The 15,195-nt window shown below is 32.2% G+C and carries 12 protein-coding genes and 1 pseudogene; 9 read left to right on the forward strand and 4 right to left on the reverse strand.

The features are described 5' to 3' along the window. A partial coding sequence (locus tag AST99_RS03560; protein WP_157486294.1) for an ATP-grasp domain-containing protein occupies nt 1-623 on the forward strand: 623 nt, incomplete at its 5' end. Nucleotides 624-693: 70 nt separating this feature from the next. Here the strand turns inward: AST99_RS03560 and AST99_RS03565 are convergent. Next, complete coding sequence (locus tag AST99_RS03565; protein WP_057779231.1) at nt 694-1,500, reverse strand: hypothetical protein; 807 nt, start codon at nt 1,498-1,500, stop codon at nt 694-696. 147 nt (nt 1,501-1,647) lie between these two features. Between AST99_RS03565 and AST99_RS03570 the strand changes: the two genes are divergently transcribed. Beyond that, nucleotides 1,648-2,292 (forward strand): hypothetical protein, encoded by a 645-nt coding sequence (locus AST99_RS03570; protein WP_057779237.1) that lies wholly within the window; start codon nt 1,648-1,650, stop codon nt 2,290-2,292. Between the two features lie 192 nt (nt 2,293-2,484). Further along, nucleotides 2,485-2,841: pseudogene (locus AST99_RS18415) on the forward strand (glycerate kinase); the annotation flags it as partial. Nucleotides 2,842-3,142: 301 nt separating this feature from the next. Here the strand turns inward: AST99_RS18415 and AST99_RS03575 are convergent. Next, nucleotides 3,143-3,781, reverse strand: coding sequence for a DUF6266 family protein (locus tag AST99_RS03575; RefSeq protein ID WP_057779241.1), 639 nt, complete (start codon nt 3,779-3,781; stop codon nt 3,143-3,145). Nucleotides 3,782-4,337: 556 nt separating this feature from the next. On the opposite strand from AST99_RS03575, the gene AST99_RS03580 reads away from it, so the two are divergent. Then, nucleotides 4,338-5,372, forward strand: coding sequence for a hypothetical protein (locus AST99_RS03580; RefSeq protein WP_057779244.1), 1,035 nt, complete (start codon nt 4,338-4,340; stop codon nt 5,370-5,372). A 10-nt stretch (nt 5,373-5,382) separates the two neighbouring features. Then, nucleotides 5,383-8,628: an NACHT domain-containing protein gene (locus AST99_RS03585; RefSeq protein ID WP_057779247.1), complete on the forward strand. Its 3,246-nt coding sequence runs from the start codon at nt 5,383-5,385 to the stop codon at nt 8,626-8,628. Between the two features lie 290 nt (nt 8,629-8,918). On the opposite strand, the gene AST99_RS03590 is transcribed toward AST99_RS03585, so the two are convergent. Beyond that, a complete protein-coding gene (locus tag AST99_RS03590; protein WP_057779652.1) occupies nt 8,919-9,764 on the reverse strand; it encodes a transglutaminase family protein in 846 nt (281 codons plus the stop codon). A gap of 1,333 nt (nt 9,765-11,097) precedes the next feature. Beyond that, a complete protein-coding gene (locus AST99_RS03595) occupies nt 11,098-12,102 on the reverse strand; it encodes a sugar kinase (protein WP_057779249.1) in 1,005 nt (334 codons plus the stop codon). 160 nt (nt 12,103-12,262) lie between these two features. Here AST99_RS03595 and AST99_RS03600 point away from each other — a divergent pair, with 160 nt between their 5' ends. From AST99_RS03600 to AST99_RS03615, 4 genes are read left to right on the forward strand one after another with little or no spacing between them, the layout of a single operon-like run. Next, a complete protein-coding gene (locus AST99_RS03600) occupies nt 12,263-12,841 on the forward strand; it encodes a TetR/AcrR family transcriptional regulator (protein ID WP_057779654.1) in 579 nt (192 codons plus the stop codon). A gap of 29 nt (nt 12,842-12,870) precedes the next feature. Continuing rightward, nucleotides 12,871-13,503: a nitroreductase family protein gene (locus AST99_RS03605; RefSeq protein WP_057779251.1), complete on the forward strand. Its 633-nt coding sequence runs from the start codon at nt 12,871-12,873 to the stop codon at nt 13,501-13,503. 11 nt (nt 13,504-13,514) lie between these two features. After that, a complete protein-coding gene (locus AST99_RS03610; protein WP_057779254.1) occupies nt 13,515-14,513 on the forward strand; it encodes an NADP-dependent oxidoreductase in 999 nt (332 codons plus the stop codon). Nucleotides 14,514-14,528: 15 nt separating this feature from the next. Further along, nucleotides 14,529-15,179: a peroxiredoxin-like family protein gene (locus AST99_RS03615; RefSeq protein ID WP_057779256.1), complete on the forward strand. Its 651-nt coding sequence runs from the start codon at nt 14,529-14,531 to the stop codon at nt 15,177-15,179. Nucleotides 15,180-15,195: the final 16 nt, after the last annotated feature.

The following is a 15,195-nucleotide window of genomic DNA, read 5'->3' on the forward strand; positions in this document are numbered from 1 at the left end:
TTAAAGATATGGCGGCTTTTAAAACCCATTTTAAAACCAACAGTTTTTTGGGGACACACATTGTCCAGGAATATATCGAGGGCTATGATATAGATTGTAGCGTGTTGTGTAAGGCAGGCGAGGTGTTAGCTTACACCATCCAAAAAGGAGTTGTGAATAATTCGTCTGATTTTGCACCTGCCTATGCGCATGTATTTTTGCAAAAACCCAAATTATTTGCGGTGGTACAAAAGTTAATACAAACCCTTGGTTGGTCGGGTATTGCCCACATAGATTTAAGATTTGATGTGAACACCCAAGATTTTAAAGTAATAGAAATTAATCCGAGGTATTGGTTGTCCTTAGAAGCGTCTTTACATGCAGGCATTAATTTTCCAGATTTACACCATAAACTCAGTATTGGAGAAACATTTACAGCACCAGAATGTAACGAATCTACTTATTACAGTTTAACGGGTGTCAAATTAAAAGTTAAACAAGGCAAAAGTGTTTTATTCCGTTGGAAATTCTTAAAAACAGATACGGCCATTCAGTTTTTCTTAAAAGATCCGGTGCCCATACTTTACAAATTCTTTGCATTACGATTCGGGAATGTGAATGCTGTACATAATTTTGATGAATGATATTTAAATTGTAATACTACATGAGATAGGTTGCAAACATGTTGCACAACCTTGTAACTCAGCCTAAGACTTAGTTAATAGCGTCAAGAAAGGGTTTCATGTCTAATAATTCTATATCATCACGTTTGCGCAATTCTCTTAAAAACCAACCTTTATGTCCAGCACCATAGGTAATGAGGATGCGCTTACCTTGATAGCGGTGTGTTTCTAAAGCTTTTTCAATGTTCCAATAATGCGCAATATTAATATTTTCCCAGCCACCTAAACCAAGCTCATCATTAAACAATGTGTTATAGGGTTGTAGTCTAATATCTTGAATACTATCATAGGTGTTAGTATGTATAAAATACGGATCGTTTACTTTTCCGCTCGCTTTATATAATGAATCTGAACGTTTATTGCCTTTTACATATGTGGCCCAATCGTTAGCTCTAGACGAATCTTGACGAATAGCTCTTAGTTTTTGTCCGCGTTCTACAGCCATCGTTCGTGTCCATCCCGCAGTTGGAATAATCTCAAAATCCATCTCTTTAGATAATGGAAACACCACATCTACATATTCCGGAAACTGTCTGGTACGTGGTTCAGAAATACTATCGTCTTTTTTAAATCCGTCCATCGCTATTTTAAAGTGTTTTGGAGGAATTTCGGTGAGTATGTAATCTGGATTGATCTCACGAATTAACCGTTTTAAATACTCAACATTGTACACACTATCGGTTAGATGCCCTCCATGGATGGTTCCTAACACTACGACTTCATTTTTTAATGGTGCTGAAGTGTCTGTGGTGTCACTTTTAGTCTCGGCTTGCTTACAGCTTGAACTTGCAAAAAGGAGAAGGATTACCAAATAGACGTTAATGCTTAGGTGTTTCATGAGAGGATATTTTTTTTAGAATCACTGAAGATATGAAAAACGAAGAGAACAGCCTTAGTGTTTTTGGGTTCTGCGGGATTTTAAGTTTCCTCAATTTTTTATATGAATATATAAATTATAAATTAGTTTAGTAATAAACTCTACAGTATGAAAACACTAATATGTTTTGGATTTATAATTATTTCTTTTTGTTCCTATTCTCAAACCTTTGTTGATGATGTAGATAGGGTAGCAGTTGTTGTTATTGATTATTGCGTAGATGAAAATGGTAAACGATATGATATTAATATTAACCTAGAAAAAAGCAGTTATAAAAATGAGAGTTGGCAACAAGGTTGTTTAGAGCATTTTAAAAAAGGAGATTTAATATATCCAATGAAAATGATAAATAATTGTTGGCAATCGGTTTACTATTTTGTGAATGCAAAATATAAAACTTACGATCTACCACAGGAAGATTGGGAAAAATGTAAAGTATTTCATCTTGGGAAGTTTAAATATGAAAGTCCTGCTTATAGTGAGACTATAATAAAAAGACGTAAAAAAAGACAAATCGAAAAAGGAGGTGTAGGTGGAAAACAGGTTTATAAAATAAAGTGGACTAATGATTACAAATATCAATTAGAGACTGTAAAAATGTCTTTAAAGAAAGATAAACATAAAGAAGGTAATGTCATTGATGTCGAGATTATTGAAGTTTTAAATGATACTACATATTTATATAAAGCTAATGTTTCTAACGATGATAAAGCAAATATTGTTTTTGGCCTAATAACTAAGTTTGTCAAATAGCGCGAAATGTTTCTATGGCGATTTACTGCCTACTTGAATGATATACATAACTGATTTTTAGAATATAAAACCGAATATTTTTTAAAGACTTCATTCGATAATCATTCGGGGATTCTTTGAGAATCCTATGTAAAACAAGGGTTTTTTAAGGGAGAATCCTCAAAGGAATGTGGGAAGAGAGCAGGAGCAGTCGTTTTTTTACAAGGAGCCTTAGTACCCGGCATCCAACTGATTCAAGACATCGCTCAGTTTGATACGTTTATCCAAGATGCCGATTGGATTATCACGGGTGAAGGACATTTAGATCCCCAAACCCTCTCTGAAAAAACATTACAAGGTGTTTTATCGTCTGCTAAAAAACAGCATATAAACGTCGCTGCGTTTTGTGGACATATCGATTTGGAACAGCATAACTTTCAAGACTTAGGTATTATGTATGCAGATGCGATTACGAATCATCCAGAAGATTTAAATGATGCCATATGGCGTGTAAAGCACTATTTAGACCTTATAACGAAAGCCATTGTGGATCATATAATTAAGCTTTAAATTGATTTAATAACTTCTCGACTCTACTTCGACTTTGCTCAGTACAGGCTGCTCGAAGACCATACTATTAAAACCTTGAGCTTCCAAGGTGCTCGAGCGGAGTCGAGAACAAGGTTACTCATAAATAGTATGATTCATTTAAAGTGATAAATATCTATAAACAATATAATTAAGCTTTAAAGTGATTTAATAACTTCTCGACTCTACTTCGACTCTGCTCAGTACAGGCTGCTCGAAGACCGTTTAAATCATATTTCATTTTCTATGGTGTTCGAGCGGAGTCGAGAACAATAAACACCTATCACACCACATAATCCCCCAAATACTTGCTGGTAGCCGTAAGCGCTAAGTCACTATTGGTAAAGGTTGCCCAGACATGTACGGTTTCGCCATAAAAACGCTCTGGAATAGCGAGCACCTCCTGTCCGTTTTCACGCGAACTTTGACCTATAACATAATCGAATTGCTGTAGCCTAGGCGCATACACCACCGCTAAAAAGGCATCGGTTGGGTAGGCCATACCTTGGGTGCTGTTATCGTCCCAAGTAATGTGTAGCGTATGTGCAGGAGTCGTTTGTACTGTAGGCTGTTCTACCCCGCATAAACCGCCCATTCCCACCAATACTTTAGCATAATCCATAGTAAAACCAGTAGGGGTTTGTTTTATAGCCTCCCGCATATGGTACGACATGGCTTGATTATAGGGCGATTTACTGCCTACTTGCTTGCCAAAGGTGTCGTTAAGGAGTTCTTTTATGGGTGTTAAAAACTGGAGTACCATTTTAAACTTGTCCCGTTGCCGTTGCTGTGCGGCACTTATGGGTTTGGTAGATTTAGTGGGGACAGACCGCAATATGTTTTTACCACGGTATTTGCTTCCTATTACAGGGCCAACTTTCCCCGAAAACCCACCCAAAATACCTTGATGTAATGTTGCCATATACTTGATGTTTAACGTGTTATATCATCCTAATATAATAAAAAAAAACAACAAAAATTATATATACTACTGGTTTTCAAGGCTTAAAATCGAATATTTTTAAAGACCTCATTCGATAATCCTTCGGGGATGCTTCGACAATCCTCCGTAAAACAAGGGTTTTTAGGGAGGTTCCTCGAAGGAATGTGGGAGGGGAGTGGGAGGAGGTAGGGGGTGTTTTTTTTGTAAATTTTTAGATATAATATAAAGTATTTGTGGGTTTTTAATTCTGAAATTATTTCAAATAGCTCTGAAATGCGCTATTGTATGATTTATTATAATATGTTCTATAATGTTCTGCGTTATGTAACTTGAGCTTTGGAAAAAACGAAAGTTGTTACTTCAGTTTCTTAAAAAAAATTATTCTCAAAAGTTTCTTCTACAATGTTAATGGAACACTCCTTTTACAAAATGACGTAGGAGAGAAATGGAATGTGTGTGGAATGGTAATTATGTTATTTAATTTATTAATTAGATGAAATAATCTTATATATTAGGTTGTATAATTAGTTTTAAAATGAGTAAATGCAAATTATGTTTAGTAAACGATGCAAATAAAAAAGGGTCTCATATTGTACCTGCTTTTATATTAAAAACTTTATTTGAGAGAAATAAAGAATTTGTAGTATCAATAGGACAACAAGTTGTTGAAAATCATGTTGGTAGAGATTTGACACCTGAAAAAATTCAGGAATTTATGGGAAGAGATTTAACAGATGAGGAAATTGACCAAAACCAAATTCCTTTTATAGAAGACTATATAATCTGTACTAATTGTGAAAATAGATTTGGACATATAGAATCTATTTATGCCTCCAAAATACATCAAAAGATAAATGATAATGAATGTAAAAGTGATGAAGTAGTAGATTCAAAGAAAAATGGAGGTTTAATTTCCTTGTTTTGGTATAGCGTAATATGGAGATATTCAATTAATTCAAATAATCCTTTTAATCTTAAAGATAAAGATTTGAAAAAGTTAAGATGTTATTTAAATGATAATTTAAAAGATACACAAGAAGAATTGAAAACTCAAATACAAGAATGTATTAAAAATAATGTTCCTTACCCAATTGGTGTTTTTTTTAATTCTAATCAAATCAAAAGGATTTCAAGCAATACTGTAGTTGGCATGCCCAATTATAAAAACCCTTACTTACTTTTTTTTAATGAATATATAATTATATTATATTTCAAATCAACCCAAATTAATGGAATGGCACATAGTTTTTATGGATTAGAAGAATCTTTTAGTTATAAAGAATTAATTAATTTCAACTATAATGGTTTCAAAATTGGAATTATAAAAAATAAAACTTTCGAAAAAATTAAAGAAAGCATTTTCTTGTTATTTGCTCGTATTAAACATGAAAGATTTGTAAGTATGTTCACTTTCGTTGCTAATCATTATGAACTAGCTTTTAATGGTGAACATATAAAAGCTTTTATTGATAGAATATTGTCAGATGACACTCATATAGCTGATAAATATGATAGAACAAGGGTTTTAACTATTTTAATGGAAGAATTGAACAAATTGCCTAAACGATAATTATAATTTAATGAGACCATCAAGAAATGCATTTATTGGATACACATATCAAGAACAAATAACCTTTTTGTTTTTGGTAATGATGGATGTTCAAAGAAAATTTAATTCATTAGAGATAGAAGCTGATGTTGAAAATAACCTTGATGATATTAAAATTCAAAATGGTGAGAATTCAATGTTTTTCCAAATTAAAGACTATGATGAAATTACTTTAGAGGATTTGCAATTTAATGCGAAAGAAGTTTCCATTAAAGGAAAAAAACATCTATTAGCAAGTGATAGTGCCAATGTACTTATTTTCAAAAATATTGATGTTGCCACCAATTGTAAATATTATGGGTTGCCAGCACTTAAACAAAATAATGTATATATCATTTCATTATCCAGACTTGAGGCTGATAATATGATAAATAAATTGTATGCATTTAATCAGAAAAGGAAAATTACTATTGATAGATTCTTTAAAAATCATCTAGATAAAAGAATATTAAAAATCAATAAAGATGATTTACCTATTATAAAAGTATTCGACACAAAATTACTTGAAGAGACAATTAACATTGGTAAAAAACATTTAGAATTTTCTAATATACTGCATTTAGAAGGAAAGCCTGGAATTGGTAAGAGTCATTATGTCATTACGCTATCAAAGATATATAACCAAAATATTGTTTATCGTTTTTGGATATCTGAACAAGACAAAGAAAAAAATGCGAGATTAGAATATGTTAATTTTATATCTGATATTTCAAAAAAACTATTTCATGATTATTCTTTTAAAAGTGAAGTAGAAATAATTAATGAAATAAAAAAATCCAAACGTGTATTTATTATAGATGGTTTAGACCATGTAGAAAACTATAATAATGAGGATTTAGGGAAATTTGTTCAATTCATTAATAAACTTTCATTAGAATGCAAGACCATAGTTCTGTCTAGGCCATTAAAATATAATACAAACTGGAATAAACAGATTTTAACAAATTGGAATGAAAGGGAAACTAGAAAAGTATTAATTGAACTATACCATATCGATGATTATTCTATTGGAAGTCAGATTTACAATCTAACAAATGGTTATCCAATATTAGTTAGATTTATAAGTGAACATTATAAAGCTTATAAGATTATTCCAATTCTTGAGAAATTAAAAGGTATTGAAGATTATTATAGCCAAATATTAAAAGACGTAAAAACTAAAACTGCTTTAACATTATTCTTAACTAGTAGAAGTTTTTTTATGAAATCGGAATTAAGTCTGTTTTTATCTGGAGAATTCTTAAGTTACATAAATGAATTTATTAACGCATATCCATATTTGTTTGAAATAAGATTAAATAGAGTTTCTCTGTTTCATGATAGTTTTAATAAATACTTAAGAGAGTTAAATATTGACTATTCTGAAAGAAAAAACAAAGTAGACAATATAGTTTATCAATCTATTTATGATTGCAAAAAAAGATTCATGTCTAGGTTTTCATATTTTGATTTAGAAGCTAAAAAAAAGCTAAGTATTATTAAAAAATTCTCCTCTATTAAGATATTTAAGGAAGTAGTAAAAGATTGTATAGATTTTGAAGCTATAAGGTCATTCTATTTTCAAATAAGAGAATCGCTTAATGATATTTTGTATAAAGAACTGAGCATTAATAATTATTATGAATTAACTTTAATACTAAATATTGTAGGTAGAGACCATATTGCAACTTATAATACATTTCTGTATACCTATACTAAATCATTGATTTATAATGGTTATGAAATTGAAAATATCACAAGCTCTGAATATTTGTTTGGAATGTTTCATTATGTATTAGAGAATGATTCTACAATTCTTTATAATATAACTAGTAATGATAATTATAGTACAAATTACTTTTTAACTAGTTTAGAAAACGATGTTTTTTCTGAAGAGTATTTTTTTGAAAAGTATAAGAATCCATTTATATTAAAAAAAGATATAGGGTATTATCTTGAAGATGAATATAAAAGAAGAGAGGATGTTATCAATATTTTAGTTAATCTTTATATACATGGCACAGTTGAAGAATCATTAGAAAACTTATATAAAAGTATTAAAACATTCATAGATTCTAATGAAAACGAAGGTATTTCTATTATAGATGAAATTCTAGAGGAGTATGAATGGAAAAGTTACCATGGTAGATGGATTTTAAATGATTCAAAAAAAATATTATTATCACTTGGTCTAATCACTTCTCATAACGATTTCATTAATCTAAGCTTAAAAAAATATATAATCAAAAATGCTCATTTAGGTTCGTTTGATATTTGTACTAATATTTTAAGTTATATCAGATTAACATTACACCAAACAAGAAAAACAGATATTTCTAGTATTGGTGATTTTTGGACAATGTATCATAAACACAAAGATTATTCTGTAATTAATATAGATGTTGCATTGAAAGTTTTTGAGGAAAAAGGTTTTATAACGGAAGAAGAATCTATAAGAAAAGTGGTCTTCACACAATCAATGTCAGACAAAGGTATTAGACATCTTTTATCAAGTTATATCAAAATTCATTCTCCAGATATTATTGACAAAATTTTAAAGCAGTATCATTTTAAAGAACTAAACATATCATGGTTAGATTTACCGTCAGAGTATATTAATGCTTTACCAGATAAAGTGTTTAATTACTCAATGTATCGTTTGTTAGAATATAATGGACATCGAACAGAAATTGATTTTGATAAAATTATAAATGTTTTTCATTCAAAAAAATGGAGTAAAATATTAAATGAATTAAAGTTTCATAGATATAAAATTAGAATAAATGAAAAAAGTAAAGAGCTAAAAGAACTAAAAAAAATAAAAATTACTCTTAACATTTTTAAAGAAGAGGAAAAGGATAACTTTTATGATAGTTCTTATCGATATAATAACGGTATTTTGGGGATAAAAGATAAAAGTTATATACATGAAAATAAATTATCTGTATGCGATGTATCAGGTTATTTAGATGGTAATTATTCTGCATTAGCTGAACTAGATATTTATAAAATTTTCAATAAAAATGATGTTAAAAAGAATTTAAAAGCTGTTTTCTATAACGCTATTTTAGGCAAAATTAATAGTATAAATATGTTTGGAAACTTGTACTATTTTGTTGGGAACTTACCCAAATTAACTGGCGATTACGATGATGTTTCAAATATTAGTGAGTTATACGAAAGTTTTAATACTTTTATAGAACTATCACTTTTAAATGAACGCAACCAGACCTCATAGAATTTTGGCAAAACAATAGGTGAGTGGAGCGTCCATATTTTAGGGCTTTAGTAATAAAGATTATTAAGAGTTGAGAATAATATACAAGAACTTCAAAGCAATGTTATCAAGGAAAAAAGAAAATGCTAAAAGGTTAATATTAAAAATGTTATTGTCTATTTAACATGATATCAAAAGTACTAAACAATAGAAACTTCAATAATATAAGTAAAAACTATCGCGTGTTAATCGTTTAAATAGCTACTGTAAAGTAGCATATTTAAAAATAAACTAAAAAAACCGCAATCTATTTAATACATCATTTCCATATGTAAATTGGTACTCAGAGTGGCATGTGCATCGCCTCGAATAGACCCAGAAACGGGCATTGTATTTTCGTAATGTACACTGGAACACACAGGGATATGCATATTGGCTGTCGCGATACCATTACTAGGGTCGAAACCTATCCAACCCGCACCGGGAATAAAGACTTCTACCCAGGCATGTAATTCGTAGTGTGGAAATTCAATTTCAATATAATAATACCCGCTTACAAATCGTGCCGCTAAACCTAGGTTACGCAACAGTTGTATTTGCATCCAACTTAAATCTCGACAAGAACCTGTTTTACCTTGAAAGGTGTCATTGGCATGAAAGGGGATACCCACTTCCCTAATTTCTAAACTGAAATCTATATGTATTTGTTTGGTGAGTTGTAATAAAAATGAAATGGTGTTAGATTGGACCGATTTAAGAATGCGCTGTCCATATTCAAATAATGCATTACTAATTGGTGTAGCTTCCATATATAGTGACAACATAGGGCGTTGTTGTTCAGGGTACTGAAACGGAATGAGATTACAAGATGTTGGGTGTACTAAAAAGTTAAACGCTAAGAAAGGCGCGATGTCTAGTATAGCTTCTGATTTAATTATAATGCTATCATGCATCCCATCGAACCAACAAAAATGGACCACGTTCCCTTCTGCATCCAACTGTTCTGAAATACCTGAAGGCGTTACGGAAAGCTGTAGATTATATGATTTGACCTCGAGAAACGGCATGGCCTTGGGTTTAAACCTGAGATAGTGGGGTTCTAAAAAAACAGCTTTTGTAAAACTATACGTGGTGTCGTGACTAATTTTTATGTGCATCCAAGGTGTTTTATACAGAGCAAGACATACTCCTTTATTTATACTAGCAATGGTAAAACAAGAATTGTAATTATAACGGGGATATGTTAATAGTCCGAAACTTGGTTTCACTAAATGAATTTACAACTTTTAAATTATAATTAGGTTGTTATACTATTAGTATGTAAAACGACCTCATAAAATTTTGGTTAAAATAGTGGGTGAGTGGAGCGTTCATATTTTAGGCTATGCATTTAAAAAACTTCTACCTCAAATCGTAATTAGTAGTAGAAACTTATAATAAATTCATTAATCTTTTAAAAGCCGATTTCATAAACTATTATGGCAATTCACAAGAATCGCATAAAATAAGGTTTACTGTATCTTTTATCGAATACGCGATTTATAATCCATAAGAATTATCGTGTTGTAATCGTTTAAATTATTCTAGATAAAGAATTCACAATTAAGTACAATATCAAGAATGGTTTGGGATAGTTTATTTGTTCTCGACTACGCTCGAACACCGTTATAATCGTATAACTAACTTCACGGAAAAATACACAATGTACTTGACATAATCACTATCGATATAAAACACTTAGGTGTTGTTATATCTGCGATTATATCAAATAGCGCTGAAATGCGCTATTCCTTAATAGTTTTGGATAGTTTATTTGTTCTCGACTACGCTCGAACACCGTTATAATCGTATAAGTAACTTCACGAAAAAATACACAATGCACTTGATATAATTACTATCGATATAAAACAATGCGTGTAGTTATATCTGCAATTATTTCAAATACCGCTGAAATGCGCTATTCCTTAATAGTTTTGGATAGTTTATTTGTTCTCGACTACGCTCGAACACCGTTATAATCGTATAAGTAACTTCACGAAAAAATCCACAATGCACTTGACATAATTACTATCGATATAAAACACTCAGGTGTTGTTATATCTGCGATTATGTCAAATAGCTCTGAAATAGCGCTATTATTGTGTGAATTGTTATAATGTGTTCTATAATTTATATTATGTAAAATAGAAAATTAAGAATGCTCTCGCACTCTTTTTATTCTTAAACACTTTTGTTTTCGACTTCGGTTGAACACTTTGGAAATATAAAACGTTATTCTTGTTCTTGACTCTGCTCGAACACCATGAATTATAATAGTATCTCATAAAAACATTTCAGTTCTTGACTGCGCTCGAACACCGATGTTTCGTGATACAGTCTTTTAGGTTCTCGACTGCGCTCGAACACCTTTTTGTTTGAACACTTTGGAAATATTAAATGTTATTCTTGTTCTCGACTCCGCTCGAACACCATGAATTAAAATATACACCTTTAGCGATTAACGCGTCCGCCAGTATTTCCAGATAGCAAATGTTCTACATCTTTAACGGTGGCATAATTAATATCGCCAGGAAATGTGTGTTTTAAGGCACAAGCTGCGCTTGCAAATTCCATAGCTTTAAAATCGTCGTAGTTTAATAATCCGTAAATAATCCCTGCAGCAAAAGCATCTCCGGTTCCAATACGGTCTACAATATGTGTAATTTCTATGGCTTCGGTTTCTTTAAATTCTTTACCATTCCACATTCTAGCTTTTATTTTCTGCCAAGATGCGTTTATGGCGATTCTAATCTTATCGAATACCTTTTCAACGTTTGGATATTTTTCTATCAGTGCTTTACTGGCTGCTATAAAATCGTCGTTCTCGTAACCGTATTCCGTACCTAGAATTTCATTAATTTCATTTACACCTCCAATAAAGATCGTCACGTATTGCATTAAATCTTGTATGGCATCTTTCGGATCTACGCCGTATTTCCATAATCCGCTGCGGTATGTTGGGTCTGATGAAATGGTGAATCCTTTTGCTTTGGCATGTTTTAAGCCTTCTTTTAAGGTTTCGTACGCACCACGAGATAATCCTGGTGTAATGCCCGTCCAATGAAACCAGTTCCCTTTGGCTAAGGCTTTATCCCAATCTACCATATCTGGAGTTACTCCCGAAAACGCAGAATTTGAACGGTTATATGTAATGGTACTCGGACGCATAACAGCGCCAACTTCTAAGAAATACATCCCTAAAGGTCTGCTGGTTCTGTATATATCGCGGGTATCTACATTGTATTGTCTTAAATAGCCTATGGCAGTTTCGCCTATAAAATCGTCTGAAATACATGAAATATGCTTCACTTTATTTCCAAAATTAGCTAAGGAAATAGACACATTTATCTCTGTACCTCCAAAATAATATTCTAATAAATTGGTTTGCTTCATCTTTTTATTTCCCAATGGGGAAAGGCGCATTAATACTTCGCCAAAGGTTACTATTCTGTTCATTTCTAAAAGTTTGTTTTGTTTTTTAACAGATAAATATATGCTTTAGTTTAAAGATTTAAAATGTTTGCCGCTATTAATTACGTTAAACTCATCTTAAAGGCAACTGTAAAAAATGAATGTTTATTCTTTTTTTATACCTTTGACTCATAAATTAGAAATTATGCCAGTTTTAAAGAAAAGTGAAATTAAACGAGCAGCTTTGGTTAAAGCCACCATACATTTGGTGAATAACCAAGGATTTCACGCGGCACCTATGTCTAAAATAGCCAAAATGGCGAATGTATCTCCGGCGACAATTTATATATATTTTGAAAACAAACAAGATTTGGTAAATCAAGTCTATAAAGAAGTTAAGGCAGAATACATGCAGTATGCTTTTGAAACATTTAATGCAGATGCATCTATTGCAGAAGGATTTGAATTGGTTTGGAGACGTATGGCCGAATATAAATTAAAGGATATTGAAAAAGGGTTTTTCTTATCGCAATGTGAAAACACACCTATGATTGATACGAGTAGCCGCCAAGATGGTATTAAAAACCTAAAGCCCCTACTCGACTTGTGGGATCGCGGAATTACAGAAGGAATTATTAAACCTTTATCGCATCAATTATTATATGCCTTTAGTATTTACCCCCTAGCCTTTTTGCTTAATGCAGAAAAACGAGGTGATCTTAAAATTACAACAGCACATTTAAACGAAGCTTACCAAGCCGCTTGGGCAAGTATTACACAATAAATAACTTAAACTATACAAATTAATAACAGATGGAATTATTAGATAAATTAAATTGGAGATACGCAACTAAAGCCATGAATGGTGAAGTCATCCCACAAGATAAATTAGACCGTATTTTAGAAGCGGTTCGTTTAGCACCAACGTCTAGTGGTTTACAACCTTTTGAGGTTTTAGTAATAACCAATCCAGAGATTAAAGCACAAATTAAACCTGTTGCATGGAACCAATCGGTAGTTACAGATTGTTCTCATTTATTAGTGTTTGCTGCTTGGGATACATATACAGCCGATCGTATTAACGAAGTCTTCGATTTAACAAATACCGTACGTGGTTATGAAAACGAAGGATTTGAAAATTACAGACAGATGTTATTAAATACGTATCCGCAAAAAGACGCAGAAGAGAATTTTATTCACGCTTCTAAACAAGCTTACATTGCATTTGGATACGCGATTGCAGCGGCAGCTTACGAAGGTGTAGATGCTACACCAATGGAAGGTTTTGATCCAGAAGCCGTAGACAAAATTCTAGGATTAAAAGCACAAGGATTACGAAGTTCAATTTTATTACCACTAGGTTACAGAGATGAAGCTAATGATTGGTTAGCAAATCAAGTAAAAGTGAGAAAAAGCACTGAACAATTATTTAAAACAATAGATTAAAACAGAAAATTATGAATCAGACTATTTTATTAAAAAGCAGACCAGAAGGCGCTCCAAAATTATCAGATTTCGAATTTCAAAAAGACGATAGTACATTAAACATTTCTGAAGGTGAAATTTTATTAGAGACTAAATATATATCTGTAGACCCGTATTTAAGAGGTCGAATGAGCGATGCTAAATCTTATGTACCACCATTTAAATTAAACGAACCGATTGCTTCGGGTGTTGTTGCACAAGTTAAAGCTTCTAAACATGATAACTTTAAAGAAGGCGATTATGTGTCTGGAATGTTAGATTGGAAAACAACACAGATTTCTAACGGTGAAGGTTTAAATAAAATCAGTCCAGAGCGTGCTCCTTTGAGTGCGTATTTAGGCGTGATTGGAATGACTGGATTGACAGCCTTTTTAGGATTACACGAAATTGGTAAACCCAAAGCTGGCGAAACCTTATTAGTCTCTGGTGCTGCTGGAGCTGTAGGAAGTGTTGTTGGACAAATAGGAAAAATACTCGGACTTCGCGTAGTTGGTATTGCAGGTACAGATGAAAAAGTTGAGATGTTAAAAGCGGACTTTGGATTTGACGACGTAATTAATTACAACACTACTTCTGATATGGCAGCAGCTATTAAAGAAACATGTCCAGATGGCATAGATGTGTATTTTGATAATGTTGGAGGTCCTATTTCTGATGCCGCATTATTTAGCATCAACCGTTTTGCTCGTATTATTATATGTGGTGCCATTTCGGTATATAACAAAACAGAAGCGCCAACAGGACTTAGTGTACAGCCGTTTTTAGTGAAAAACAGTGCTTTAATGCAAGGGTTTATCGTCTCTAATTATGCCGATAAATTCCCAGAAGCCATGACGCAATTATCAGAATGGTTAGGAGAAGATAAATTAAAATATACAGAAACCATAGTTGAAGGTTTCGAAAACACACCACAAGCATTTATCGATTTATTCAGCGGAAAGAATAAAGGTAAAATGATTGTAAAAATATAACAGTATATCTAGAAAATGAAAAACTTAAGAGAACAAACGGAAGCTAAAATAGCAGAAGGCCGATTAAAAAATCCAGACTTCATGAAAGGCGTAGATGCTGCCATTGAAGAGGCTAAATCTTTTGAACAAGGTGATAATGCCATAAAGGTTGGAGAAAAAGCACCAAGATTCAAGTTACCAAACGCCCGAGGGAAATCGGTGTCGTTAGATAACTTATTAGAAAACGGTCCTGTAGTCATTACCTTTTATCGTGGTGATTGGTGTCCGTATTGCAGCTTACAAATTAGAGCATTACAAGAAATTTTAGGCGAAATCCATGAGTTGGGTGCCAACTTAGTCGCTATTAGTCCGCAAGTACCAGATCAGAGTTTGACCGCAGATGAAATTAGTGCTATGGATTTTGGAGTATTGTCTGATCAGGATGCGAAAGTTGCTTTTCAATATGGTGTGGCTTGGGAAGTTCCTGAGTTTTTAGCCGAACATATGCGTGTAGATCGCGGATTAGATTTAGAACAAATTAATAATGGTAATTCTACAATGTTACCAATCCCAGCAACCTTTGTTTTAAATCGTGAAGGTGTGGTAAAATGGAGTTTTGTAGATGTAGATTATAGAAAACGTTCAGAACCAAGTGATATTATAGATGCGTTAAAGCGTTTATTCTAACGTATTCTAGAGATTA

Source organism: Formosa algae (genome assembly GCF_001439665.1).
Classification (GTDB): Bacteria; Bacteroidota; Bacteroidia; order Flavobacteriales; family Flavobacteriaceae; genus Formosa; species Formosa algae.

Coding starts and splice junctions, on each gene's coding strand:
- AST99_RS03565 (WP_057779231.1), bottom strand. CDS start 1,500: ATGAAACACCTAAGCATTAACGTCTATTTGGTAATCCTTCTCCTTTTT.
- AST99_RS03570 (WP_057779237.1), top strand. CDS start 1,648: ATGAAAACACTAATATGTTTTGGATTTATAATTATTTCTTTTTGTTCC.
- AST99_RS03575 (WP_057779241.1), bottom strand. CDS start 3,781: ATGGCAACATTACATCAAGGTATTTTGGGTGGGTTTTCGGGGAAAGTT.
- AST99_RS03580 (WP_057779244.1), top strand. CDS start 4,338: ATGAGTAAATGCAAATTATGTTTAGTAAACGATGCAAATAAAAAAGGG.
- AST99_RS03585 (WP_057779247.1), top strand. CDS start 5,383: ATGAGACCATCAAGAAATGCATTTATTGGATACACATATCAAGAACAA.
- AST99_RS03590 (WP_057779652.1), bottom strand. CDS start 9,764: ATGCACATAAAAATTAGTCACGACACCACGTATAGTTTTACAAAAGCT.
- AST99_RS03595 (WP_057779249.1), bottom strand. CDS start 12,102: ATGAACAGAATAGTAACCTTTGGCGAAGTATTAATGCGCCTTTCCCCA.
- AST99_RS03600 (WP_057779654.1), top strand. CDS start 12,263: ATGCCAGTTTTAAAGAAAAGTGAAATTAAACGAGCAGCTTTGGTTAAA.
- AST99_RS03605 (WP_057779251.1), top strand. CDS start 12,871: ATGGAATTATTAGATAAATTAAATTGGAGATACGCAACTAAAGCCATG.
- AST99_RS03610 (WP_057779254.1), top strand. CDS start 13,515: ATGAATCAGACTATTTTATTAAAAAGCAGACCAGAAGGCGCTCCAAAA.
- AST99_RS03615 (WP_057779256.1), top strand. CDS start 14,529: ATGAAAAACTTAAGAGAACAAACGGAAGCTAAAATAGCAGAAGGCCGA.